Source organism: Sphingosinicella microcystinivorans (assembly GCF_003634215.1).
Lineage (GTDB): Bacteria > Pseudomonadota > Alphaproteobacteria > Sphingomonadales > Sphingomonadaceae > Sphingosinicella > Sphingosinicella microcystinivorans.
This window is the reverse complement of record NZ_RBWX01000007.1, coordinates 442,232-463,738: the sequence shown is the minus strand read 5'-3', so window position 1 is coordinate 463,738 and position 21,507 is coordinate 442,232. Positions and strand designations below refer to the sequence as shown.

21 protein-coding genes are annotated in these 21,507 nt (G+C 64.7%); 19 read left to right on the top strand and 2 right to left on the bottom strand.

The genetic code is table 11. The features are described from left to right. Positions 1-9: 9 nt before the first annotated feature. On the top strand, positions 10-1,197 hold the full coding sequence (locus tag DFR51_RS02645) for a cytochrome P450 (protein ID WP_160119122.1): 1,188 nt from the start codon (positions 10-12) through the stop codon (positions 1,195-1,197). Positions 1,198-1,215: 18 nt separating this feature from the next. On the opposite strand, the gene DFR51_RS02640 is transcribed toward DFR51_RS02645, so the two are convergent. Together DFR51_RS02640 and DFR51_RS02635 are read right to left on the bottom strand one after the other, a co-directional pair. Further along, the gene (locus tag DFR51_RS02640) at positions 1,216-2,205 is read right to left on the bottom strand and encodes an ornithine cyclodeaminase family protein (protein WP_121047491.1); all 990 of its coding nucleotides are present in this window, start codon (positions 2,203-2,205) and stop codon (positions 1,216-1,218) included. Positions 2,206-2,290: 85 nt separating this feature from the next. Then, a complete protein-coding gene (locus DFR51_RS02635; protein ID WP_170151736.1) occupies positions 2,291-4,372 on the bottom strand; it encodes a TonB-dependent receptor in 2,082 nt (693 codons plus the stop codon). A gap of 253 nt (positions 4,373-4,625) precedes the next feature. Here DFR51_RS02635 and DFR51_RS02630 point away from each other — a divergent pair, with 253 nt between their 5' ends. The 18 genes from DFR51_RS02630 (at position 4,626) to DFR51_RS02545 (ending at position 21,475) form a co-directional block, all read left to right on the top strand. Continuing rightward, positions 4,626-6,674 carry a hydantoinase/oxoprolinase family protein gene (locus DFR51_RS02630; RefSeq protein WP_121047489.1) on the top strand — a complete coding sequence of 683 codons (2,049 nt, stop codon included), beginning with the start codon at positions 4,626-4,628 and terminating at the stop codon, positions 6,672-6,674. A 17-nt stretch (positions 6,675-6,691) separates the two neighbouring features. Beyond that, a complete protein-coding gene (locus DFR51_RS02625) occupies positions 6,692-8,428 on the top strand; it encodes a hydantoinase B/oxoprolinase family protein (protein WP_160119121.1) in 1,737 nt (578 codons plus the stop codon). Further along, positions 8,425-9,576, top strand: a complete 1,152-nt coding sequence (locus DFR51_RS02620) for an NAD(P)/FAD-dependent oxidoreductase (RefSeq protein WP_121047487.1) — start codon at positions 8,425-8,427, stop codon at positions 9,574-9,576. The genes DFR51_RS02625 and DFR51_RS02620 overlap by 4 nt, the downstream gene beginning before the upstream one ends. A 99-nt stretch (positions 9,577-9,675) precedes the next feature. Continuing rightward, positions 9,676-10,074, top strand: a complete 399-nt coding sequence (hspQ, locus tag DFR51_RS02615; protein ID WP_121047486.1) for a heat shock protein HspQ — start codon at positions 9,676-9,678, stop codon at positions 10,072-10,074. A 133-nt stretch (positions 10,075-10,207) separates the two neighbouring features. Then, complete coding sequence (rplU, locus tag DFR51_RS02610; RefSeq protein ID WP_121047485.1) at positions 10,208-10,651, top strand: 50S ribosomal protein L21; 444 nt, start codon at positions 10,208-10,210, stop codon at positions 10,649-10,651. A gap of 15 nt (positions 10,652-10,666) precedes the next feature. Next, entirely contained in the window at positions 10,667-10,936 is a 270-nt protein-coding gene (gene rpmA, locus DFR51_RS02605) for a 50S ribosomal protein L27 (RefSeq protein WP_121047484.1), read from the top strand. A gap of 134 nt (positions 10,937-11,070) precedes the next feature. Continuing rightward, positions 11,071-11,637, top strand: a complete 567-nt coding sequence (locus DFR51_RS02600; RefSeq protein WP_121047483.1) for a GNAT family N-acetyltransferase — start codon at positions 11,071-11,073, stop codon at positions 11,635-11,637. Beyond that, the gene (obgE, locus tag DFR51_RS02595; RefSeq protein WP_121047482.1) at positions 11,634-12,677 is read left to right on the top strand and encodes a GTPase ObgE; all 1,044 of its coding nucleotides are present in this window, start codon (positions 11,634-11,636) and stop codon (positions 12,675-12,677) included. The genes DFR51_RS02600 and obgE overlap by 4 nt, the downstream gene beginning before the upstream one ends. Further along, the gene (proB, locus tag DFR51_RS02590; RefSeq protein WP_121047481.1) at positions 12,662-13,789 is read left to right on the top strand and encodes a glutamate 5-kinase; all 1,128 of its coding nucleotides are present in this window, start codon (positions 12,662-12,664) and stop codon (positions 13,787-13,789) included. Before obgE ends, proB begins: the two co-directional genes overlap by 16 nt. Next, positions 13,786-15,042: a glutamate-5-semialdehyde dehydrogenase gene (locus DFR51_RS02585; RefSeq protein WP_121047480.1), complete on the top strand. Its 1,257-nt coding sequence runs from the start codon at positions 13,786-13,788 to the stop codon at positions 15,040-15,042. Before proB ends, DFR51_RS02585 begins: the two co-directional genes overlap by 4 nt. A gap of 7 nt (positions 15,043-15,049) precedes the next feature. Continuing rightward, on the top strand, positions 15,050-16,027 hold the full coding sequence (locus DFR51_RS02580) for an LLM class flavin-dependent oxidoreductase (RefSeq protein WP_121047479.1): 978 nt from the start codon (positions 15,050-15,052) through the stop codon (positions 16,025-16,027). Beyond that, complete coding sequence (locus DFR51_RS02575; protein ID WP_121047478.1) at positions 16,027-16,632, top strand: nicotinate-nucleotide adenylyltransferase; 606 nt, start codon at positions 16,027-16,029, stop codon at positions 16,630-16,632. Before DFR51_RS02580 ends, DFR51_RS02575 begins: the two co-directional genes overlap by 1 nt. A 3-nt stretch (positions 16,633-16,635) precedes the next feature. Then, positions 16,636-17,031 carry a ribosome silencing factor gene (gene rsfS, locus DFR51_RS02570; RefSeq protein ID WP_121047477.1) on the top strand — a complete coding sequence of 132 codons (396 nt, stop codon included), beginning with the start codon at positions 16,636-16,638 and terminating at the stop codon, positions 17,029-17,031. A gap of 3 nt (positions 17,032-17,034) precedes the next feature. Continuing rightward, on the top strand, positions 17,035-17,457 hold the full coding sequence (locus DFR51_RS02565; RefSeq protein WP_121047476.1) for a 23S rRNA (pseudouridine(1915)-N(3))-methyltransferase RlmH: 423 nt from the start codon (positions 17,035-17,037) through the stop codon (positions 17,455-17,457). Beyond that, complete coding sequence (locus DFR51_RS02560; RefSeq protein ID WP_160119120.1) at positions 17,457-18,569, top strand: murein hydrolase activator EnvC family protein; 1,113 nt, start codon at positions 17,457-17,459, stop codon at positions 18,567-18,569. Before DFR51_RS02565 ends, DFR51_RS02560 begins: the two co-directional genes overlap by 1 nt. A 110-nt stretch (positions 18,570-18,679) precedes the next feature. After that, positions 18,680-20,005 carry a S41 family peptidase gene (locus DFR51_RS02555; RefSeq protein WP_121047474.1) on the top strand — a complete coding sequence of 442 codons (1,326 nt, stop codon included), beginning with the start codon at positions 18,680-18,682 and terminating at the stop codon, positions 20,003-20,005. Positions 20,006-20,061: 56 nt separating this feature from the next. Then, positions 20,062-21,018 carry a divergent polysaccharide deacetylase family protein gene (locus DFR51_RS02550; protein WP_121047473.1) on the top strand — a complete coding sequence of 319 codons (957 nt, stop codon included), beginning with the start codon at positions 20,062-20,064 and terminating at the stop codon, positions 21,016-21,018. Next, positions 21,011-21,475 carry a disulfide bond formation protein B gene (locus DFR51_RS02545; protein ID WP_121047472.1) on the top strand — a complete coding sequence of 155 codons (465 nt, stop codon included), beginning with the start codon at positions 21,011-21,013 and terminating at the stop codon, positions 21,473-21,475. The genes DFR51_RS02550 and DFR51_RS02545 overlap by 8 nt, the downstream gene beginning before the upstream one ends. The last annotated feature ends 32 nt before the right edge of the window (positions 21,476-21,507 follow it).

Sequence of the window (21,507 nt, the reverse complement as noted above, 5' to 3'; positions counted from 1 at the left end):
CACGGCGCAATGACGCAGGATCGCATACCTTGGCTTGAGATCACTGAGGAGGCGCTGCATCGTGACCCTTATCCGGCGTTCCGGCAGTTGCAGTCGGGGTCGTCCGTAGGCTGGGTCCCAGACCTCGGCATGTGGCTTGTTGCAGGCTACAAGGAGGTGGAGGCCATCCTTCGCAACAGCGATAACTTCGTGACAGGGACCGCGGACTCGCTGATTTTCGATACGTTCGGGGAACACATGCTGACCACGGAAGGCGCGCAGCATGAGCGCTTCAAATCCCGCTTCCGCGGCGCCTTCAGCCCGGCCCGCATCCGCGCGTCCATGGAACAAAAGACGGAAGCTTGCTCGAAATTGCTTCTCGATGGGCTCGTGGGCCGCGGCAAGGCCGAGTTTCGCAAAGTGTATGCCAGCCGGTTGCCCGTGCTCTCGATTCTCGCCCTGTTTGACATTCCCTTTGAAGAAGAGGCGAAGCTGCGCCTCTGGTACGATGGCTTCGAGCAAGCGCTTTCGAATTTCGCGCGGCGCGAGGAAATTCGGTCGCGTGCACACGGATACGTCAGGGAATTTCATACCCTTATACAGTGCCACATCGCGCGGGTAAGGGCGGCGCCCGATGACAGTCTTCTCAGTCAGGTCGTCAGCGACCAGAGCGATGACCGGCTGGATGACGCAGAGATATGCAGAAATGCGTCCATCATTTTCTTCGGCGGAATATCGACGGTGGAAGCGGTCGTGCTCAACAGTCTTTATGCGCTCTGCACACACCCCGGTGCGCTTTCGAGCGTGCGCCGGAATCCCGATCTCATCCCGCAAGCCATCGAGGAGACGCTGCGCTGGCTTTCGCCGGTGCAGTCCGCCACGCGCCACGTCGTAAGGGATTTCTCCTTCGGCGAATCCACCTTTCGCGCTGGCGATATCGTCAATTGCATGCTCGGCGCTGCCAACCATGATCCCCGCGTTTTCGACGAGCCCAGCAAGTATCGGCTGAACCGGACGAACGTGCGGAAGCATCTTGGCTTCGCGCTCGGCCCACATTTCTGCCTGGGATCCAACCTTGCACGCCTCGAAGCCGTCACTGCCATCCGGCATATCCTGGGGCACTGCCCGGATCTTCGGCTTTCGACCGATCACCTTACGGATGTTCGCGGCTACGAGTTCCGCCAGCCGACAGCGCTGCATCTTGAGTGGCGGGTTTAGGCACTTTCGCATCAGCCTTCACAAGTGGGCGCATCGAAGCTCTGTCTCGCTCGCCAAATCGACGAGGGCACGTGCCGCAGCAAGGTCCTGAACGATATGGCCCAGCGAGCGATAGAGCGTGATATCGTCATCACATGTTCGCCCGACTACGCGACCCAGGTAAACGTCGCCGATTTCGGCAACGATATGCGTATCTGTAATCGTGCCGTTCCGAAGCAGTGAACGGAATTCGCCGGCCTCGGCGAGAACGGATGCGCGGCAGTCGGCGATATAGCGCGCGCGGAGCACCAGATCGGCATCAATCTCAGCCGCCTCACTTCTGGCAAAGCCGACGACATTGATGTGGGTGCCTGACGCTATCCAGCGACCGCAAAGGATCGGTTCGGCCGCTGCCGTTGTCGTGCAGATGATGTCGGCGCCGTCAACTGCCCTCGCAATATCGGTCACTGGCGTGCACGGAACAGCACATGTCGCCGCAATACGATCGGCAAAGCGTACACAGCGTTCCCGATCACGGCCCCACACGCGGATGCTCTCGACCGAACGAACCTTTAGAATCGCACGGATATGCGTCTCAGCCTGCTCGCCGTATCCCAGAACAGCGAGCGTTGTCGCATCCAGCCGGGCAAGGACATCAGTTGCAGCAGCGCTAGCCGCGGCCGTTCTGATCGCAGTAAGCGCCGAAGCATTGATGAGGTAGGAGAGGTTTCCGTCCATGGGGTCGAACAATGCGACAAGACCAAGGTGCGACGGCTTTCCACACCGGATGTTGCCGGGAAACAGGCTGATCAGCTTGGCGCCGAATATGTCGCCCGCGCCAAGACTTCCCGCCATTGCACCGAACATGTTGCCGCCCGCGAGATCGAGAAAGGTGCGCGGAACGCCGCTCGCCCGTCCTTCGGAGAACGCCGCCATGGCACCCCGCATTGCAGCGATGCAAGCTTCGTAGGAGAGATGCGCCCACACGTCGGTGGCACCGAAAATGCGCACATCGTGTCCCTGATACATGGTTAAGGAACCTTTCGCATCCGCTCGGAAACGCAGGATGCCTCCGCCAAGCGTGTGGCGACGGCACCCTGATCCGATCTGGAAATCAGAACTTGTAGGAGCCCTGAACGCCGAATTGGCGCTTCGGGCTTGGAATACGTGAATGCAAGCCGTCTCCGAAGGAATTGGCGAGTGCCTGCGTCGGATAGCGCGCGTTCGTAAGGTTATCGACGTAAGCCCCGATCGAAAACCCGCTGCGCTCGACGAACAGCCGAGCGTTGATGAGGTTCCTCGCGGGCGTCCGCAGCGTGTTGGCAGCATCCCACATAATCGAGCCGCGCCGCACGAAGCTGCCGTTGAAGCGAACGTCGAATTCATCCGCCAGCGGGATCACATAATCCATGCTGAGGCTTGCCGTGTACGCTGGGCTCTGCGGGGCGCGATTGTCCTTGTAAAGCGCGGGCGCGGCATCACTGAACCGCTTGATCGTCGCATCCGAGAGACCAAAGCCCGCGTTAATCGTAAGCTGCGATGTCGGGCGGGCGGCGAGCTCGACTTCAAGGCCGGAAATATCCACCTTGTCGATGTTCACAACATTCTGGGATGGCGGGCTCACGGTGATAAAGAAAAATTGCTGATTGTCGAACTTGATGTGAAACGCCGATGCAGAGAACGTCAGACGGCGATCCAGGAAATCCCCCTTCATGCCGACCTCGAAGCTGTCAGACCTTTCCTTGTTGAATTGACGGTCGGCGCCAGCGGCAAAGAACGCGTTGAAGCCACCCGACCGGAACCCGCGCCCATAGCTCGCGAACACGTTGAGATCGTCGGCAATCTTGTATTTCAGCTGTAGCTTTGGCTGGAACGCCTCGAACGTATCGCCAGCCTCGGAGGCACCCCCAATTGCGGTATCCACGGACCGCCGCTTGTCGCGATCGTAGCGCATACCAAGCGTCAGCTCGAGATCATCGGAGACATCAGCGCTCGTCGAACCGAATGCTGCGATCGACTTGCTCGTGCCCGCGTCAAAGCTCTGGATGGCGAATGTGCCGTTCGATTGGCCCGTGCCGTCATCGAAGGGAATGAGCAGGAAATTGTCCGTGTCGCGCTTCTGATAATAGAGGCCAACGAGCCACCGCAGCCAACCATCCCCCTGCGACGACAGCCGCAGCTCCTGCGTGAAAGCCTTTACGGTCAGATCGAGATCCTGAAGCAGGAACGGCGTCGGCGAGAAATCCGCGTCGCCGAACAAATGCGCATCGCTCCGGCTGTATCCGGTGATCCATGTGAGCATCGCTGCACCGAAATCATAATCGGCCTTGAGCGAAAGGTCATAAATCTCCCGCTTATCATAGGTCAGCACATTGCGGTTCAGCAGCGAGGTACCGTAATCATCAAAATTGGCGTTGGTAACCACCTCGAGCGAGGGCGCACCTGCGCGTTGGTGGAGATAATTGCCCCTCAGATTGATCTCAAGCCGATCAGTCGGCGTAAAGATCAGGCCAGCCTTGACGAGGTAATTCTCGTCGTAGTCGGCCTTGCGGTCTCCGTCGCGCGCGGTCTGGTCGCGCAACTGCCCTTTGTAGTCGCGCATCGAGGCGGCGAGGCGAAACAACAGCTTGTCCTTGACAAGCGGCCCCGAAATAGCGCCGCCGACGCGGATGTCGTTGCCGCTGGCGTAGGAGGCGCGGACCATGCCTTCGAGTTCGTTGGTCGGACGCCGGGTCGTGATGTTGAGCGCGCCGCCGATGGCATTGCGACCGTAAAGCGAGCCCTGCGGACCGCGCAGCACCTCGATCTGCTCGATATCCAGCAGTTCCTGGTTGACGAATGTGGGATGCGAGACCTGCACACCGTCGATCACGACCGCAACAGGAGCCTCTCCCCCCTGCGCAGTCGGAATACCACGGATCGTCATCTGCATTTCCGCCGGTCTGAACGTCGGCGTGAAGAACATGTTGGGCGTAAGGTTGGCGAAATCCGTAACATCGTTGATGCCGGCGTTCTCGATGGTCTGCGCCGTGAAGACGGTGACGGCGTCGGGAACCTCGATCTGGCTTTCCGCGCGCTTGCGCGCCGTAATCACAATTTCGCTTTGCTCGGGCTCTGCGGCAACGGCAGGTGCGGCAACGACAACCAAGCCGGCAGCCGAAACAGCGGCCAGAATCCGCGTTCGAACGGTTTCCATCATATTCCCCCTCTTTATGTACAACCGATACTTGCGAACGAGTACCCGTGAACGATAGTCGGGGCGAACGGCGGGTGGTCCAAGTCAAATGTTGGGTGATCCCCCATAGTTGAGGCCTATGCCGAGACGGCTTTGGGTTATCCCCCATGTGTAACCTTGCAAAGAGGCCCGCACCCCGCTTCCCTCAATGAACTGAGTTCATCGTTCGCAAGCCCGGCTGGGTGCGCGGGCAAATTATCGAGAGCGGGAGCGCATGACACAGGATCGCTACAGGGTCGCCGTGGACGTAGGCGGCACATTCATGGACTTCGTTTTGATGGATGAGGCCACCGGTGCCGCCCGCGTGGAGAAGATTCCCTCGATTCCGGACAGGCTGCACGAGCAGTTCCTCAATGGCATCGAGAGTCTCGATGTCGACATCGACAGCATCCAGCAGATTTTCCACGGCATGACCGTCGGCGTGAATGCGCTGGTTCAAGAAAAGGGGGCAAAAGTCGGCCTGCTGACCACCAAAGGCTTCCGCGACGTTCTGGAGATGGGCCGCGGCGGTCGGAAGCCCGTTTACAACTTCCTGCACCAGGCGGCGGCGCCGCTTGTCGAACGCTACCTCCGCCTCGAAATACCGGAGCGCATGACCTTCGACGGGGAAGTGCTGACGCCGATCGATCTTGAAGCGGTCGATACGCAGGTCGACCTGCTGCTGGCACGCGGCGCGGAGGCAATCGCGATCTGCTTCCTGCACGCCTATGCCCAGCCCGCCCATGAAATCGCGGCGCGGCAGCGCATCCTCGCGCGGCACCCGCATCTGCCGATCTCCATGTCGCACGAGATCGCGTCCGAATGGCGCGAATATGAGCGGACCTCGACGACGGTGCTGAACGCCTTCATTCAGCCCACGGTCCAGACCTATCTCACCAATCTCGAAACGAAGCTGAAGTATACAAACTACACGCGCGCGCTTGCCATCATGCAATCGAGCGGCGGCGTAGTAGACGCCAAGACGGCTGGTCAGAAGCCGATCCGTACACTGATGTCCGGCCCCGCGGGCGGCGTGATCGGTGCCAAGTTCCTTTGCGATCGCCTCGGCTATGCCAACGTCATCTGCACAGACGTCGGCGGCACCACCTACGATGTCGCGATCATCGAGGAAGGACGCGTGCTCGAACGCAGCCAGGCCGAGATCGCGCAGCGGCCGATCCTCGGCTCGCTGATCGACGTCATTTCGATCGGCGCGGGCGGCGGTTCCATCGCTTGGCTCGATCATCGCGGCGGCCTGCAGGTCGGCCCGCAAAGTGCCGGCGCTTCGCCCGGACCGGTGTGCTTCGGGCGCGGCGGCACGGAGCCGACCGTTACTGACGCACATCTTACGCTCGGCCGCCTCGATCCCGCCTATTTCCTCGGCGGCCGAATGCAGCTCGATACCGACGGCGCGCGCGCGGCCATTGAAAAGAAGATCGCCGAGCCCCTCGGGCTCGATCTTCAGTTGGCCGCGCAGGGCATCGTTTCGATCGCCGAAACCAACATGGCGAACGCCATTCGCAGCAAGACGGTCGAACGCGGTCTCGATCCGCGCGAGTTCGTGCTGCTCGCCTACGGCGGCGGCGGCGGGCTGTTCGCCTGCTCGGTGGCGGAAGAGCTGGAGGTGCCCAAGGTCATCGTGCCCAACGCACCGGCGAACTTTTCGGCGTGGGGCATCCTCACCACCGATTACATGGAGGATGAGGTCCGCACCAAGGTCATGCCGTTCGACGCCGCGCACATCGCAGGCGCGCTGGTGACGATGAACGACCTGGAAACGCGGGCGGCGAGCGGCATCGGCCAATACGGCTTCGCTGACGGTGATATCGAGCGCGTGAAGCGGTTCGACCTTCGGTTCGAAAATCAGGAATACACGATCACGATCGATCTGGAGGACGCATGGCAGGATGCCGCGTCCATTCTGGAGGGCGCGCGGAAGCGGTTCGTCGAATCGCATATCCGGCTTTATGGCCACGGCGAACCGGATGCCCCGCTGGAGCTGGTCTCCATCCGCTGCCGCGCGATCGGGCGTGTCCGCGCGCCGGAGATCGCGCCGATGCCGGAGAGGCCGCAGGGCGCGGCGATGCGACAGCTGGACGTCTATTTCCCGCGTACAGGCAAGGCCGTGCCGACCGACGTCTTCGATCGTGAAACCCTCGCGGCCGGTCAGGTCGTCACCGGCCCGGCGATCATCAACGAATGGACAATGACGACGATCGTTCCGCCCGGATGGCAGTCGACCTGCGACACCTTCGGCAATCTCGTTCTCGAACCCACTCTCTAAAGGCGGAAAGACATATCATGCGCAAAGTAGACGTCGTTCTGACGGAGATCATCCGCAACCGCTTGGTGGCCGCGACCGAGGAGATGGCGAAGACCATGATCCGCACGGCCTTCAATCCGCTGCTCTATGAAGTCCAGGACTTCAGCGTCACCATCATGTCGGCAACCGGCGACATGTGGGCGGAAACACCGGGCGTGATCGTGTTCAGCCAGGCCTTCCCGGAAGCCGTGCGCGCCGGAATGGCGCGCTGGAAGGGCAATTTCGCGGAAGGCGACGTTCTCATCGTCAATGATCCGTTCGAAACCGGAACGCACATTTCCGACACGAACGTCTACATGCCGGTGTTCTTCGAAGGTGAACTCGTCGCCTTCTGCGGAACCGCCGCGCACTGGGCGGACGTCGGCGGCAAGAATCCCGGCGGCTGGTGCCCGGATACGACGGACACGTTTCAGGAAGGCCTCTGCTTCAGGCACCAGAAGATCGTGGAGCGCGGCGTGAAGAACCAGGGCCTGTGGGATCTGATCGACTGCAACGTCCGCGTGCCGGAAATCGTGAAGGGCGACCTTGAAGCGCAGATCGCATCGTGCCGGCAGGGCTGCGAGCGCATCCAGTCGCTGTGCGCCAAATACGGCACGGAAACGATCCGCGAGGCGATGGACTATGTGATCGACCAGACCGACCGCTCGATGCGCGCGACGATCGCGGCATTGCCGGACGGCGAATACGGCACCTCGATTCGGCTCGACAGCGACGGGGTGCAGGAAGACGGCGAATTCCTCGTCTGCCTGAAGGTCACGATCCAGGGCGACCGCGTCCACTTCTCGCTGAACGGTTCGAGTCCCACGGCGCGCGGGCCGATCAACCTCCCCGCCCCTTGCACCAAGGGCATATTGGCATCCTCGCTGAAGGGCATCCTGCTGCCGTTCGATCCCTGCAACGCCGGCCACACCAAATGCCTGGATTTCGAACTGCCGCCGGAATCGATCGTCAATCCGGTGTGGCCCGCGCCGACCGACTCCTACGGCTATGTCATCGAGTGCCTGATGGAGATGATGTTCCGGTGCTTCCTCAATATCGTGCCGGACAAGTGCCCGGCCGGAGGCTATCAGCTGACCGGCGCGTTCTTCTCCCGCAGCCAGTCTCGCCATGGCAAGCCGTTCGTGATGATGGATCCGATGCACGGCGGCAACGGCGCGCTGATCGACCGAGACGGTGCGACCAACCAGCTTACCGGCAACGGCGACCTGCCGAACACACCGATCGAGATCACCGAGACGCGCCACCCGTTCCGCGTCGAGCTGTTCGAGTTCGCGCCGGAAGTCGCGGGGGTCGGCAAGTTCCGGGGCGGCATGGGGGTTCGCAAGGACTACCGGTGTCTCACCGATGGTGTCTACGCCTCCTTCGTCATCGAAAACACCGCAGACACCACGGCTGCGGGCTTCAACGGCGGTACGGACGGCGATCACGGCAGCCTTACCGTGACGCCTGTGGGCGGCGAACCCATCGTCTACAACGAACGCGTCGGCTCCATCGGGCCGTTTGGCGAGGGCACATTGTTCCGCGTCATCACCGGCGGCGGCGGGGCGTGGGGCGAGGCCATCGAACGCGATCCGGAGCTTGTGCTCAGCGATGTGCGCAACGCGTTCATCACCCCCGAAGACGCGCGCAGGCTTTACGGCGTCGCGATCGAGCAGAACGGTGGAACATGGTCCATCGACCTGCAGAAAACGCGGGAGCTGCGGGCCGCGGCATGACCACGGTTCCCGAGGCGACGTTCGACATTGCCGTGATCGGTGCGGGCATGGCCGGCGCCTCGATCGCAAGCGCGCTGGCCTCGACGCACCGGGTTTTGCTTATCGAACAGGAAGATCAACCGGGTTACCACGCGACGGGGCGCTCCGCTGCGGTCTTCACAGCCATCTACGGCGGTGAAACCGTTCGCGCCCTGTCGCGTGCCAGCCGGGGATTTCTGACGGCACCGCCCGACGGCTTCGCCGATGAGGCACTGTCATCACCGCTGGGAAACATGTTTGTCGCGCGCGCGGATCAGCTCGGCCGCCTGCAGGCCTTCCATGAAAGGCCGGATATCGGGCGCCTCACGACATGGCTGGACGCTGCCGCCACACGCAGCCTCTGTCCGCTGCTCGCCGAGCCTTATGTGGCGGCCTCGGTTTATGAGCCCGGCGCGCTTGCGATCGATGTCGACGCCCTGCTGCAGGGCTATCTGCGCACATTCCGGCGAAACGGCGGTGTTTTGGCCACACAGTCGGAGCTGATGGGCCTCGACCATAGCGGCGGCGGCTGGACGCTGCGCACGGCGACGGGCGTTTTCGCCAGCGCGTTCGTCGTGAACGCAGCCGGCGCATGGGCAGGCCGGGTCGCCGCCATGGCAGGATCGAGAGCCGGCTACGTGCAGCCATTCCGCCGCACCGCCATCCTCGTGGACCCGCCCGCCGACACGACGACGAAGCACTGGCCGATCGTGATGGATATTGACGACGAATTCTATTTCAAGCCCGACGCAGGCGCGCTGCTGCTGTCGCCTGCCGATGAAACAGCCTGCGAACCGTGCGATGCGCAGCCAGACGAATGGGACATCGCCGTCGCAGTCGACAGGGTGTGTGCGGCGACAACGCTCGAGGTCCGCCGCGTTCGCCACAGCTGGGCCGGCCTCCGCACGTTCACACGGGACCGGCTGCCGATCGCCGGGCCGGACCGCGACCTGCCAGGCTTTTACTGGCTTGCCGGTCAGGGCGGCTACGGCATTCAGACGGCCCCTGCGCTTGCCCACCTGCTTGCGGCGCGCATTCGGGACGAGGACTGCCCGGAAGCGCTGCGGGCCGAAGGCGTTTGTTACGCGGACACGGGCCTTGAGCGTTTCGATTTGCAGCCTGCGGCCTGAGTAAGGCGCCGCCGTCAGCACTGCTTTTGCGTGAAAGGGAGCCGCGCAGACCGACGGTCAGCCTTTGCAGAGCAGCGCCAGCCCCCTATATTCCTCTCTATGCGTACCGCGAAGTCCATTACACACTCTGCCGCTGCTCCCACGCCGCGCCTCCTGCCGCCCTTTGGCGAACCTGTGACCACCGCCAGTTTCGGCATCGGTGAAGTGGTGCGGCACCGCTTTTTCCCGTTTCGCGGCATTATTTTCGATGTCGATCCGGAGTTCGCCAACACCGAGGAATGGTGGGAAGCGATTCCCGAGGACATCCGCCCGGCGAAGGACCAGCCCTTTTATCACCTGCTCGCCGAAAACGACGATCAAACCTATGTGGCCTATGTCAGCCAGCAAAACCTGCTGCCCGACGAGAACCGTGCGCCCGTCCTGCACCCTGCGGTTTCCGAGATGTTCGAGCGGATGCCGGACGGCAGCTATCGACTGAAATCGCGGCATCGCCATTGATGGCAAAAGCTGCGCTGAATCGGTTGACATTCGCGCCCACGGCCAGTAGCTAGCTGCGCTTTCCACAGGCATCGGCGTGGTTCCACGCGCTGGTGCCTGTTGTTCAATTTCTGGGCCTAAGGTAGCCAAAGCCATGTTCGCAGTCGTGCGCACGGGCGGCAAGCAGTATCGCGTCGCCGCCGAACAGAAGATCACAGTCGACCGCCTGAAGGGTGAAGTCGGCGAAACCGTCCAGCTGGGCGATATCCTTGCCATCGGCGAGGGCGGCGAACTCAAGGACGTGGCCGGCCAGGTCGTTTCTGCCGAGATCGTGGCCCAGCCCAAGGGCGACAAGGTCATCGTCTTCAAGAAGAAGCGCCGCCACGGCTATCGCCGCCGCAACGGCCACCGCCAGCTTCTGACGGTTCTGAAGATCACCGCGATCGGCAAGGCCGCCGCGAAGGCGCCGAAGGCCGCGAAGGCCGAAGCCGCTCCGGCCGCGGAAGCCGCCGCCGAGCCGGCTGAAAAGCCAGCGAAGAAGGCCCCGGCAAAGAAGGCTGCGCCTGCCAAGGCCGCTGCCAAGACCGACGCCGAGTAAAGAGGAGTTTGAACCATGGCACATAAAAAAGCTGGCGGTTCGTCGCGTAACGGTCGCGATTCGGCAGGCAAGCGTCTTGGCGTGAAGCGCTTCGGCGGGCAGGACGTGCTCGCTGGCAACATTCTCGTCCGTCAACGCGGAACCAAGTTCTACCCGGGCCGTAATGTCGGCATCGGCAAGGACCACACGCTGTTCGCGCTCGTCGAGGGCCGCGTAGCGTTCCACGACGGCAAGCTTGGACGCAAATTCGTCAGCGTCGATCCGATGCCGATGGCAGCGGAATAGCGAGGCGGCCCGCTTGATATACGGCCGCCGGGTAGGCGGCCCCTGAATCTGGTGCAGACGCACAGGGAAAGGGAGATGGGTCGCCATCTCCCTTTTTTCGTTTCTCCCCTTCCCGATCGGGCATGGAGCGAGAAATGTTTGCACGTACGAGACGGCTGTTCCTGAGGCCGGCGTGGCCGGAGGATGCAGAGGCGCTGGCCGCTGCGATCGCCGACGAGGCGATCGTCCGCAACCTTGCGACCGCGCCCTGGCCCTACGGCATCGACGACGCGCGCGACAAGATCGCCAAGGACGCCGAAACGCCGCCGCGCGAGGCAAGCAGCCTTATCTTCCTGCGCACGGACGGCGCGCCGGAACTCGTCGGCAGCGTCGGTTTCGGACGCTGGAACGACAAGATCACCATTCCGGAAATCGGCTATTGGGTGGCACGGCGCCACTGGGGCAAGGGCATTGCGGTCGAAGCTGCCGAAGCGATCATAGCGGCGGCCTTCCTCGGTGCGCGCAACGACATGCTCGGCGCAGGCCACTTCATCGACAACCCGGCCTCGGGGAAGGTTCTAAGAAAGCTCGGCTTTGTGCCGACGGGCGAGATCGTGCCCCACTATTGCCGCGCGCGCGACTGCGAGATCGATTCGGTCGAATACCGCCTGTCACGCGAACGCTGGCTAGATCGCATCGGCATGTATAGGGAAGCGGCATGAAGTTTCTCGATCAGGCCAAGATCTACTTGCGCTCCGGCGGCGGCGGTCCCGGCGCCGTGTCGTTTCGCCGTGAAAAGTACATTGAGCACGGCGGACCGGACGGCGGCAACGGCGGCAGGGGCGGCGACATCATCTTCGAAGCTGTCGAGGGTCTCAACACGCTGATCGACTTCCGCTACCGCCAGCATTTCAAGGCGCCACGCGGTGAAGGCGGCGCCGGCCGCAACCAGACCGGCGCATCAGCCGAAAACCTGGTGATCCCCGTGCCGGTGGGCACGCAGATACTCGCGGACGACGAGGAGCGCACAGTGCTCGCCGACCTCACCACGGTCGGCGAACGCCTCACCTTTCTGCATGGCGGCATGGGGGGACGCGGCAACGCCTCTTACAAGACCTCCACGAACCGTGCGCCGCGCCAGTCGCAGCCCGGCATTCCGGGCGAGGAGATGTGGGTTTGGCTGCGGCTGAAGCTGCTGGCGGACGCAGGTCTGCTCGGGCTGCCGAACGCAGGCAAATCCACCTTCATCAATGCCGTGACCAACGCCAACGCCAAGGTCGGCGCCTACCCCTTCACGACGCTGAAGCCGCAGCTTGGCGTCGTGCTGCACCGCGACCGCGAGTTCGTACTCGCCGACATCCCTGGCCTCATCGCGGGCGCTGCGGACGGCGTCGGTATCGGCGACCGCTTCCTCGGGCATGTCGAACGCTGCCGCGTGCTGTTGCACCTCGTCGATGCGAGCGCAGCCTCACCCACCAAGGCGTACCGCACCATTGTGGACGAGTTGGAAGCGTACGGCGCCGGGCTTGAGGACAAGCCGCAGGTGGTTGCACTCAGTAAGATCGATCTCATCGACGCGCGCGGGCGCGCGGCCAAGCTTCGCGCACTGGAAAAAGCCTGCGGACACAAAGTCCATCTCGTCTCCGCCGCCACTGGCGAAGGCCTGACCGAAGTGCTCGATGCGCTGCTGACCGAAATCGGCGAGCCCACGCGCGGAGCACGAAAAGAGGCGGACAAACAGGCAGCATGGTCACCGATCTGAGTCCCTTTTCGCCCGGCAACTGCAAAGCTCTGGTCGTCAAGGTGGGTTCAGCCCTGCTTGTCGACGAAGACGGCAAGCTGCGACGCGAATGGCTACAAAGCCTCGCTGCCGACATCGCGGACCGCCGGGCGCGCGGCCAGCGTATCGTCGTCGTCTCCTCGGGCGCCATCGCACTCGGTGCGCGGCGGCTCGGTCTGCCGAAGGGCGGCCGCGCCTGCCTTGAAGATGCGCAGGCCGCTGCTGCGACAGGCCAAATTCTGCTCAGCCAGGCGTGGGCCGAGCTTCTGGGCGACAACGGCATCACCGCCGCCCAGATGCTGCTGACGCTCGGCGACCTTGAGGATCGCCGCCGCTTCCTCAACGCTGCCGCGACGCTCGAACGCCTGCTCGGCCTCGGCGTCGTGCCGGTGCTCAACGAGAACGACAGCGTCGCGACCGAGGAAATCCGCTTCGGGGACAACGACCGGCTCGCCGCGCGCGTCGGACAGGCTGCAGCGGCAGAGGGCGTGCTGCTCCTCTCCAACATCGACGGGCTGTTCACCGCCGATCCGCGCAGTGACCCGAACGCGGAGCTCATCGCGCGTGTCGACGACATCGACGCCGTGCTGAAGCGGGTAACGCTCGGCGAAAGCGCCGCGATGGGATCGGGCGGCATGGGTGCCAAGGTCGCCGCCGCACGCATCGCCTGCAAGAGCGGCATTCCGCTCGGCATTGCGCAGGGCACCGGTCTTAACCCCCTCGCGCGGCTGGAGGAAACCGGCCGCTGCACGTTGTTCGCCGCCGTTTCGGCGAGCCGGGCGCGCAAGGCGTGGCTCGCGGGCCGCCTCACCTCCGCCGGACGTCTCACCATCGATGCGGGCGCCGTGAAAGCGCTCCAGCGCGGCGGCAGCCTCCTCGCAGCGGGCGTGCGGCAGGTGGAGGGCAAATTCGCGCGTGGTGACGCCATCGAGATCACTGACGAAAGTGGCCACGTGCTTGCGCGCGGGCTTGCGGGTTACGATATCGCTGATGCGCGGGCAATCGCGGGCAAGCGTACCGAGGCGCAGGCAGAGATCCTCGGCTATGCGCCGCGCTCCGCCATGGTACACAGGGATCATCTGGTATTGTTATGAGTGAGATCGAAGCCCGCATCGCCGAAATGGCCGTAGCCGCTCGCGCCGCATCGCGGACGCTCGCGGCAATGCCGACCGCGCGCAAGGCTGCAGCCCTCAAGGCCGCTGCCGCAGCGATCCGCGCCGATGCGTCTGCAATCCTTTCGGCCAATGCCGAAGACATGAAAGCCGCCGAAGCGCGCGGCACTTCGGGCGCCATGCTCGATCGGCTCCGGCTGGACGATGCTCGCCTGGAAGGCATCGCCGCGGGCGTGGAAGCGGTGGCGAACCTCCCCGATCCCGTCGGCGCGCCGATCAAGGGCTGGACGCAGCCGAACGGCCTGAAATTCGAGCAGGTGCGCGTACCGCTTGGCGTTATCGGCATCATCTATGAAAGCCGCCCCAACGTTACCGTTGACGCAGGCGCACTGTGCCTGATGTCCGGCAACGCCTGCATCCTGCGCGGTGGCTCAGAAGCGCTTGCCACATCGAAAGCGCTGCACGCCGCGTTCATCAAGGGCGTAAACGCCGAAGACCTTCCCGCCGACGCCATTCAGCTCGTCGATACGCCCGATCGCGCGGCCGTGGGCGCGATGCTGGGCGCCGCGGGCCTTATCGACATCATCATCCCGCGCGGGGGCAAGGGCCTCGTCGCGCGCGTACAGTCCGAAGCGCGCGTGCCCGTGCTCGCGCATCTCGACGGCATCTGCCATGTCTACATCGACCGCGACGCGGACGCGGACAAGGCCGAAGCCATCGCCCTCAACGCCAAGCTGCGCCGCACCGGTATCTGCGGCGCGGCCGAGACACTGCTCATCGACGAGGGCGCACAGGCGACCGGCGTGCGCGTTGTGAAGGCGCTGCTCGATGCGGGCTGCGAGGTGCGCGGTGACGAGGCGGTGCAGGCCATCGATCCGCGCGTGGTGGCAGCGGACGAAGCCGACTGGGGCACCGAGTATCTGGACGCGATCATCTCCGCGAAGGTGGTGGACGGCGTAACCGGGGCGGCCGAACACATCGCCCGCCACGGCAGCGCGCACACCGAGAGCATCGTCACCGAGAACGCCCAGACCGCGGAACGCTTCCTCGCAGGCGTGGACAGCGCCATCGTCATCCACAATGCCTCCACGCAGTTCGCGGACGGCGGGGAGTTCGGCTTCGGCGCGGAGATCGGCATCGCCACGGGCCGGCTGCACGCACGCGGACCGGTCGCGCTTGAAGGCCTGACCACCTACAAGACGGTGGTGCGCGGCAACGGGCAAGTCCGGCCCTGATCGCCGCATGACCCCACTTTCGATCCTCGACCTCTCGCCCGTCGTTCAGGGCAGCAACGTGCGGCAATCATTCGCGAACTCGGTGGCGCTCGCGCAGGCGGGCGAACGCCTCGGCTACCGCCGCGTCTGGCTCGCGGAACACCACGGGATGCCGGGCATCGCAAGCGCCGCCACATCCGTGCTGATCGGCCATATCGCGGGCGCGACCTCTACGATCCGCGTGGGCGCGGGCGGCATCATGCTGCCGAACCACGCTCCGCTGCTGATCGCCGAACAGTTCGGCACGCTGGATGCCCTCTACCCCGGCCGCATCGACCTCGGCCTCGGCCGCGCGCCCGGCTCCGATCAGAAGGTCTCGCATGCGATCCGCCGCGATCTCCACGCCGCTTCCGACCGCTTCCCGCAGGACGTGCAGGAGGTAATGGCCTATTTCCGCGGCGAGGGCCCGGTTCTCGCCGTGCCCGGGGGCGGCGCGAACGTGGACGTGTGGGTGCTTGGCTCCAGCCTGTTCGGTGCGAGCCTCGCCGCGCATCTCGGCCTGCCCTACGCCTTTGCCTCGCACTTCGCGCCGCAGGCGCTCAGCCAGGCGATCGAGGTGTACCGCGGCCACTTCAAGCCATCTGCCTACCTCGACAAACCTTACCTGATGCTCGGCTACAACGTCATCGCCGCCGATACGGATGAGGAGGCCGCCGTGCTCGCCACCTCCCAGCAGCAGGCGTTCGTCAACCTGGTCACAGGCCAGCCGGGTCGGCTGCCACCGCCGGTCCCGGGCTTCCGCGAATCGCTGCCCGCTGAACTTCAAGCCCACCTCGCGCGGACGCTCTCCTGCTCAGCCGTCGGCAGCGTGGAGGCCGTATCGCGGCAGATGCAGGCGTTCGTAAAAGAAACAGGCGCAGACGAGCTGATGGTCGCCGGCATGATCTTCGATCAGGCCGCCCGGCTCCGCTCCTATGAAATCGCCGCGCAGGCGGCGGGGCTGTAGTGGCTCGGATCGGCCTCATCGGCGGATCGTTCAACCCGGCGCATCAAGGCCACCGGCACATCAGTATCGAGGCTTTGCGGCGGCTTGCGCTCGACGAGGTCTGGTGGCTGGTCAGCCCGCAGAACCCCTTGAAAGAAAAGGCGGGAATGGCCCCGCTTGCTGCGCGCATGGAGTCCGCTCGGCGTGCTGCGCGGCATCCGCGCATTCGTCCCACGGACATCGAGGCGGCGCTGGGCACCGTCTACACTGCCGATACGATCACAGCACTGAGGCGCACGTTCCCGCAGCACCGCTTCATCTGGATCATGGGCGCGGACAATCTGTTGCAGTTCAGCCGCTGGAAACGCTGGCGCGATATCGCACGCGAAGTGCCGATTGCCGTAATGGCGCGGGGCGATTACATTGGGCGGGCACGCCGGGCTCCGGCCATGGCGTGGCTTCGGCGGCATATTCGCGGCGAAGCGCGTGCAAAACTCTGGGCTGAATGGGAGTTGCCGGCGATAGTGATCCTTTCGATCCCGCTCGATCCCACCTCCGCCACAGCGATCCGCACGCGCGATCCGGGATGGGCGAGCCGAATTGGTGCAACGAACCCGAAGGGATAAGGATTGTCTCCCAGCAGCGCCGCGGCAACGCCCGGCGACCATGAAGGCGGAAGCTCCGAAGAGCTGCACGCCCTCATCCTGAAGTCGCTCGACGACGATCAGGCCGTCGATGTCATCGACATTCCGCTCAGCGGAAAAACGCAAATCGCCGATCACATGATCATCGCCAGCGGCCGATCCACGCGGCAGGTGGCCTCCATGGCTCAGAAGCTCGCTGAAAAGATCAAGGCGGACCTCGGACGTGTTGTGCGCATCGAAGGCCTGCCGACCGCCGATTGGGTACTGATCGACGCAGACGACGTGATCGTTCACCTGTTCCGCCCGGAAGTCCGCAGCTTCTACAACCTCGAGAAGATGTGGGCCTTCGACAAGACGCCGGCGGCGGCCGCAACCGCCTGAGAGGTGCTCCTCCATGTCATCGCGCGCGGACGCATCGGGCGCGGCCCGGAAGCTGATCTTGTCGAACGCTACCGCGCGCGGATGAGTTGGCCGTTTCGCATCACCGAGCTTCCCGACAAAGGCGGCCGCGTGCCGACACCGACCGGCGATTGCCGCACGGTGGCACTCGACGAACGCGGCGAAAGCCTCGCTTCCACGGCGTTTGCGGAACGTCTCGGGCGCTGGCGGGACGACGGCGTCCGCGAAACACGCTTCCTGATCGGTGCGGCTGACGGCCACGAGGCTGAAACGCGCGAACGCGCGGACCTCCTCATCAGCTTCGGCAAGGCGACATGGCCCCACCTGATGGTGCGCGCCATGCTCTCCGAGCAGCTTTACCGGGCAACGGCCATTCTCGCCGGCCACCCCTACCACCGCGAGGGCTGATGCGCGCCGCGGCCTTCGCCCTCCTGTTCCTCGCCGCGGCCGCACCTGCGGACAAGGCGGAACAGGACGCGCTGAAGGCCGACTCTCGCGCCTCCGCGCTGCGCCGCGACGCCGACGCCGCCGACACCAGGGCACGCGCCGCGCGGCAGACCGCGATCGATCTTGCTCGGCGCATCCAGAACGGCGAGGCGCGCGTGAACGCCATCGAGGCTGGAATCACCCGACTCGAGCGGCTGCGGCGCCAGCAGCGCGCCCGGCTCGCCGCGCAGCAGGGCGAAATCAGCCGCCTCCTCGCCGTGCTCCAGACGCTGAGCCGCCGACCGGCCGGCCTTGTGCTTCTCGAACCTTCCTCCGCCGTTACGACCGCCCGCGTCAGCGCGCTTCTGGAAGCCGTGCAGCCGACGCTTCGAACCCGCACCGCCGAATACCGCCGCGCACTCGTCGACTCCCGTGCCGTGCAGGCTAGGCTCGTTACGTCGAAGCAGCAACTACTGGCCGCCAACACCGAGCTTTCACAGGCGATCCGCCAGCTGGATGACATGCAGACCGCTCTCCGCGCCGAGCGCGACTCGCTCGATCGCGAGGCCGACGAGGAACGCGCGCAGGCGCGCACGCTTGCCGCAAAGGCGATGGACCTGCGCGGCCTTGCAGGCGCATTCGATGAAAGCGCGGGTACGAACGCCAGGCGGCTGGCCCCGCCCCGCCCCATCCGCGCCGCCGCCGCGCCTCTGCCGTTTCCCTATCTGCAGCCTGCTGCAGGCCGCATCGTGGAGGGTTTTGCAGACATGAGCCGAGTCGGCGTCCGTGCGCGCGGCATCACGCTCGCAACGCGCAAGGGCGCGCAGGTCGTCGCCCCTGCGAAGGGTCGGATCGCCTACGCCGGGCCGTTCCGCACCTACGGGGATATCGTGATCGTCCAGCATCCCGGGCGTTTGCTGAGCATGATGTCGGGTCTAGAACGCGTCGACGTTCTTGTTGGGGAAACCGTGTCGGCCGGAACGCCGATCGGTCGCATGGGATCGCTGGAGCCCCAGCTTTACCTCGAACTCCGTCAAAGCGGCCGCCCGATCGACCCGGCACCGCATGTTCGCAAAACCGGCAGCGATGGCTGAAATCCGTTACTCGCCAATTCATCGGCGCGTGCTATGATAACGCCAACACGCTGGGACAGAGGGCCGCACCGTCGGTCACGATAAGGGCCGGTCACGACAAGGAAGAAGTGATGTCTCGTAAGCTTTTGCACACGCTGATCCCCGCCGTGGCGATCGCGCTCATTCCATCGACAACCGCCGTGCAGGCGGCGAACCCGGCCAGCACCTATCGGCAGCTTGACCAGCTGATGGACGTGTTCGAGCGTGTGCGCGCCGAATATGTAGACGAAGTAACTGATGAGAAGCTGATCGAGGGCGCGATCAACGGGATGCTTTCCAGCCTCGATCCGCATTCCAGCTTCCTCAACATGCGCAACTTCGAGCGGATGCGGACGCAGACCGAGGGCGAGTACGGCGGGCTTGGCCTTACCGTCAGCCAGGAAGACGGCGTCGTGAAGGTGATCGCGCCGACCGACGACACCCCCGCCGCGCGTGCGGGCATCAAGGCAGGTGACTACATCACGCACATCGACGGCGAGCTCATCTACGGCCTGTCGCTCGACGATGCGGTCGACAAGATGAAGGGCGTGCCGGGCACCACCGTGAAGATCAGCGTCGTGCGCACCGGCCAGCAGAAGCCGATGGAACTGACGCTGAAGCGCGAGATCATCTCGCTGAAGCCGGTGAAGTCCGAGGTGAAGAACAACATCGGCATCCTGCGCATCTCCGCCTTCAACAAGCAGACCGGCGAAGCGACGCGGCAGGCGATTACGGCAATGGAAAAGCAGGCGGGTGGCAAGCTGCTCGGCTTCGTGGTCGACCTACGCTCCAACCCCGGCGGTCTCCTCGATCAGGCGATCGAAGTGTCGGACGCATTCCTGGAGCGCGGCGAAATCGTCTCGCAGCGCGGTCGCCGCAAGGGCGACGTGCAGCGCTACTACGCGCGCGAGGGTGACGATACGAAGGGCAAGCCCGTCGTCGTGCTCGTCGACGAAGGCTCGGCGTCCGCCGCCGAGATCGTCGCGGGGGCGCTGCAGGACCACCGCCGCGCGCTTGTGCTCGGCCAGCGCAGCTTCGGCAAGGGATCGGTGCAGACGCTGATCCCGATGACGCAGGACACGGCGCTCCGGCTCACCACCGCGCGTTACTACACGCCGTCTGGCCGGTCCGTGCAGGAAGCGGGCATCGAGCCCGACATCACCGTGCCGCAGCTTTCGGACGCCGATTACAAGGAACGCCGCGTGATCCGCGAGGCGGACCTCCGCCAGCACCTGCGCAACGACGCGGTGAAGGACAACAAGATCATCGAGGAAGACGACAAGCAAAACCCGCGTTTCACGCGGACCGCCGCCGAACTCGAAAAGGCGGGCGTGAAAGACTACCAGCTCGACTACGCGATGAAGATCATCGGCCGGTTGGGTCCGCAGCCGGTGCAGACCGCAGAGGTGTCCCGCTGAGCGACGACATCGCCCCGCGTCGGGGCCGGGGACTGCTGCTCGCGCTTGGCGGCGCCGTGCTGTTCATTGGCCTTGCGACCGTGTTCGTCGAGCTGCTTCGGCCGCTCGCACCGAGCCATGCCGCCGCGCAGACCAGCGACGTGCCGCGCCGCGCGCTGCCGCCGGAAGCCAAGGTGAAAGCGAAGGATGCGGCTGGTGCCGGCACGCTTCGTCCCCCCATCGCGCAGGTGCCCGTCACCGACGTCGACAAGCCCGAGATCGACCAGGCGCGGCTTGCCGCAGGCGACACGCCGCCCACTCGCCCCGCGATGCCGGCAGAGCCGATCCCGACGGGACCGATCGTCGCCATCGTGCTTACCGAGCTTGGCCCGAACGCGACTGCCGCGAAGGCTGCGATCGACCGCTTGCCTGCAGCCGTGAGCCTCGCCTTCTCGCCCTATGCCGACGCCTCGCGCGACCTTGCCAAGGCCGCGAAGGCGGGCGGGCATGAAGTGTGGCTGTCCGTGCCGATGCAGCCGAAGTCATATCCGCGCGTCAATCCCGGCCAGAACGTGCTGCTGACGGCCGAGGCGCCCGCCGAAAACGTGCGGCGGCTGAACTGGGCGCTGTCTCGCGTCGAGGCGCCCATGGGCATAACCAACATGATGGGCAGCGCCTTTACGGAGAATGCCGCCGCGATGCGCCCGGTGCTCGATGCAGTGAAGGCGAAGCAGCTCTTTTACGTGGATGCACGCTCCTCCGGCCGCTCGGTTGGCGAGAAGGAAGCGCGCGCCATCGGCCTCGCCTCGGCCACCAACGATCGCTTCCTCGACGAGCCGGAGACCCCGGCGAACATCCGCAACAACCTCGACGCCCTTGTCGCCACGGCGAAACGTCGCGGCTATGCGGTCGGCTACGCCCGCCCCGTCTCCACGACCATCAGCGAGATCGAGCGCTGGTCGGCCGAGCTTGAAAAGAAGGGCGTCACCCTCGTGGGCGCAAGTCTCGTCGCACGAAAGGCGAGCAATGGTTGACCGGCTGCGCCCCGCGCACCTTCTGCTGCTGCTCGGGCCATCAGCGCTGCTCGGCGGCGCCTTCGCCTTCCAGCATATCGGCGGACTGCACCCCTGCGAGATGTGCATCTGGCAGCGCTGGCCGCACGCGATCGCGCTGAGTCTCGCCAGCCTCGCGCTGTTCGTGCCGGGCATGGGCAAACGCGCGCTGCTGGTGCTCGCCGCGCTCGCCGAACTCGTCACGGCGGGCATCGGCGTTTTCCACGCGGGCGTCGAGCAGCGCTGGTGGCAAGGCCCCACGGCGTGCAGCGCAAGCGACCTCGGCTCGGGCGATTTCCTGTCCAACGTGATGGCGACGCCGGTCGTGCAGTGCGACCAGATCGCGTGGTCGCTGGCGGGCATTTCGATGGCCGGATACAATGCCATTTTCTCCGGTCTGATCGCGGGAGTCGCATTGTGGCTGATCCTGAAACGCTGAAACGTCTGCTTCCGGGAGACCGGGGGGCCGAT

Excerpts from the sequence above, each read along its gene's own strand:
- obgE (WP_121047482.1), top strand. The coding sequence starts at position 11,634 with ATGAAGTTTCTCGATCAGGCCAAGATCTACTTGCGCTCCGGCGGCGGC.
- DFR51_RS02640 (WP_121047491.1), bottom strand. The coding sequence starts at position 2,205 with ATGTATCAGGGACACGATGTGCGCATTTTCGGTGCCACCGACGTGTGG.
- DFR51_RS02630 (WP_121047489.1), top strand. The coding sequence starts at position 4,626 with ATGACACAGGATCGCTACAGGGTCGCCGTGGACGTAGGCGGCACATTC.
- DFR51_RS02560 (WP_160119120.1), top strand. The coding sequence starts at position 17,457 with ATGCGCGCCGCGGCCTTCGCCCTCCTGTTCCTCGCCGCGGCCGCACCT.
- proB (WP_121047481.1), top strand. The coding sequence starts at position 12,662 with ATGGTCACCGATCTGAGTCCCTTTTCGCCCGGCAACTGCAAAGCTCTG.
- DFR51_RS02645 (WP_160119122.1), top strand. The coding sequence starts at position 10 with ATGACGCAGGATCGCATACCTTGGCTTGAGATCACTGAGGAGGCGCTG.
- DFR51_RS02600 (WP_121047483.1), top strand. The coding sequence starts at position 11,071 with ATGTTTGCACGTACGAGACGGCTGTTCCTGAGGCCGGCGTGGCCGGAG.
- DFR51_RS02545 (WP_121047472.1), top strand. The coding sequence starts at position 21,011 with ATGGTTGACCGGCTGCGCCCCGCGCACCTTCTGCTGCTGCTCGGGCCA.
- DFR51_RS02580 (WP_121047479.1), top strand. The coding sequence starts at position 15,050 with ATGACCCCACTTTCGATCCTCGACCTCTCGCCCGTCGTTCAGGGCAGC.
- hspQ (WP_121047486.1), top strand. The coding sequence starts at position 9,676 with ATGCGTACCGCGAAGTCCATTACACACTCTGCCGCTGCTCCCACGCCG.
- DFR51_RS02625 (WP_160119121.1), top strand. The coding sequence starts at position 6,692 with ATGCGCAAAGTAGACGTCGTTCTGACGGAGATCATCCGCAACCGCTTG.
- DFR51_RS02555 (WP_121047474.1), top strand. The coding sequence starts at position 18,680 with ATGTCTCGTAAGCTTTTGCACACGCTGATCCCCGCCGTGGCGATCGCG.
- rpmA (WP_121047484.1), top strand. The coding sequence starts at position 10,667 with ATGGCACATAAAAAAGCTGGCGGTTCGTCGCGTAACGGTCGCGATTCG.
- DFR51_RS02635 (WP_170151736.1), bottom strand. The coding sequence starts at position 4,372 with ATGGAAACCGTTCGAACGCGGATTCTGGCCGCTGTTTCGGCTGCCGGC.
- DFR51_RS02585 (WP_121047480.1), top strand. The coding sequence starts at position 13,786 with ATGAGTGAGATCGAAGCCCGCATCGCCGAAATGGCCGTAGCCGCTCGC.
- rplU (WP_121047485.1), top strand. The coding sequence starts at position 10,208 with ATGTTCGCAGTCGTGCGCACGGGCGGCAAGCAGTATCGCGTCGCCGCC.
- DFR51_RS02620 (WP_121047487.1), top strand. The coding sequence starts at position 8,425 with ATGACCACGGTTCCCGAGGCGACGTTCGACATTGCCGTGATCGGTGCG.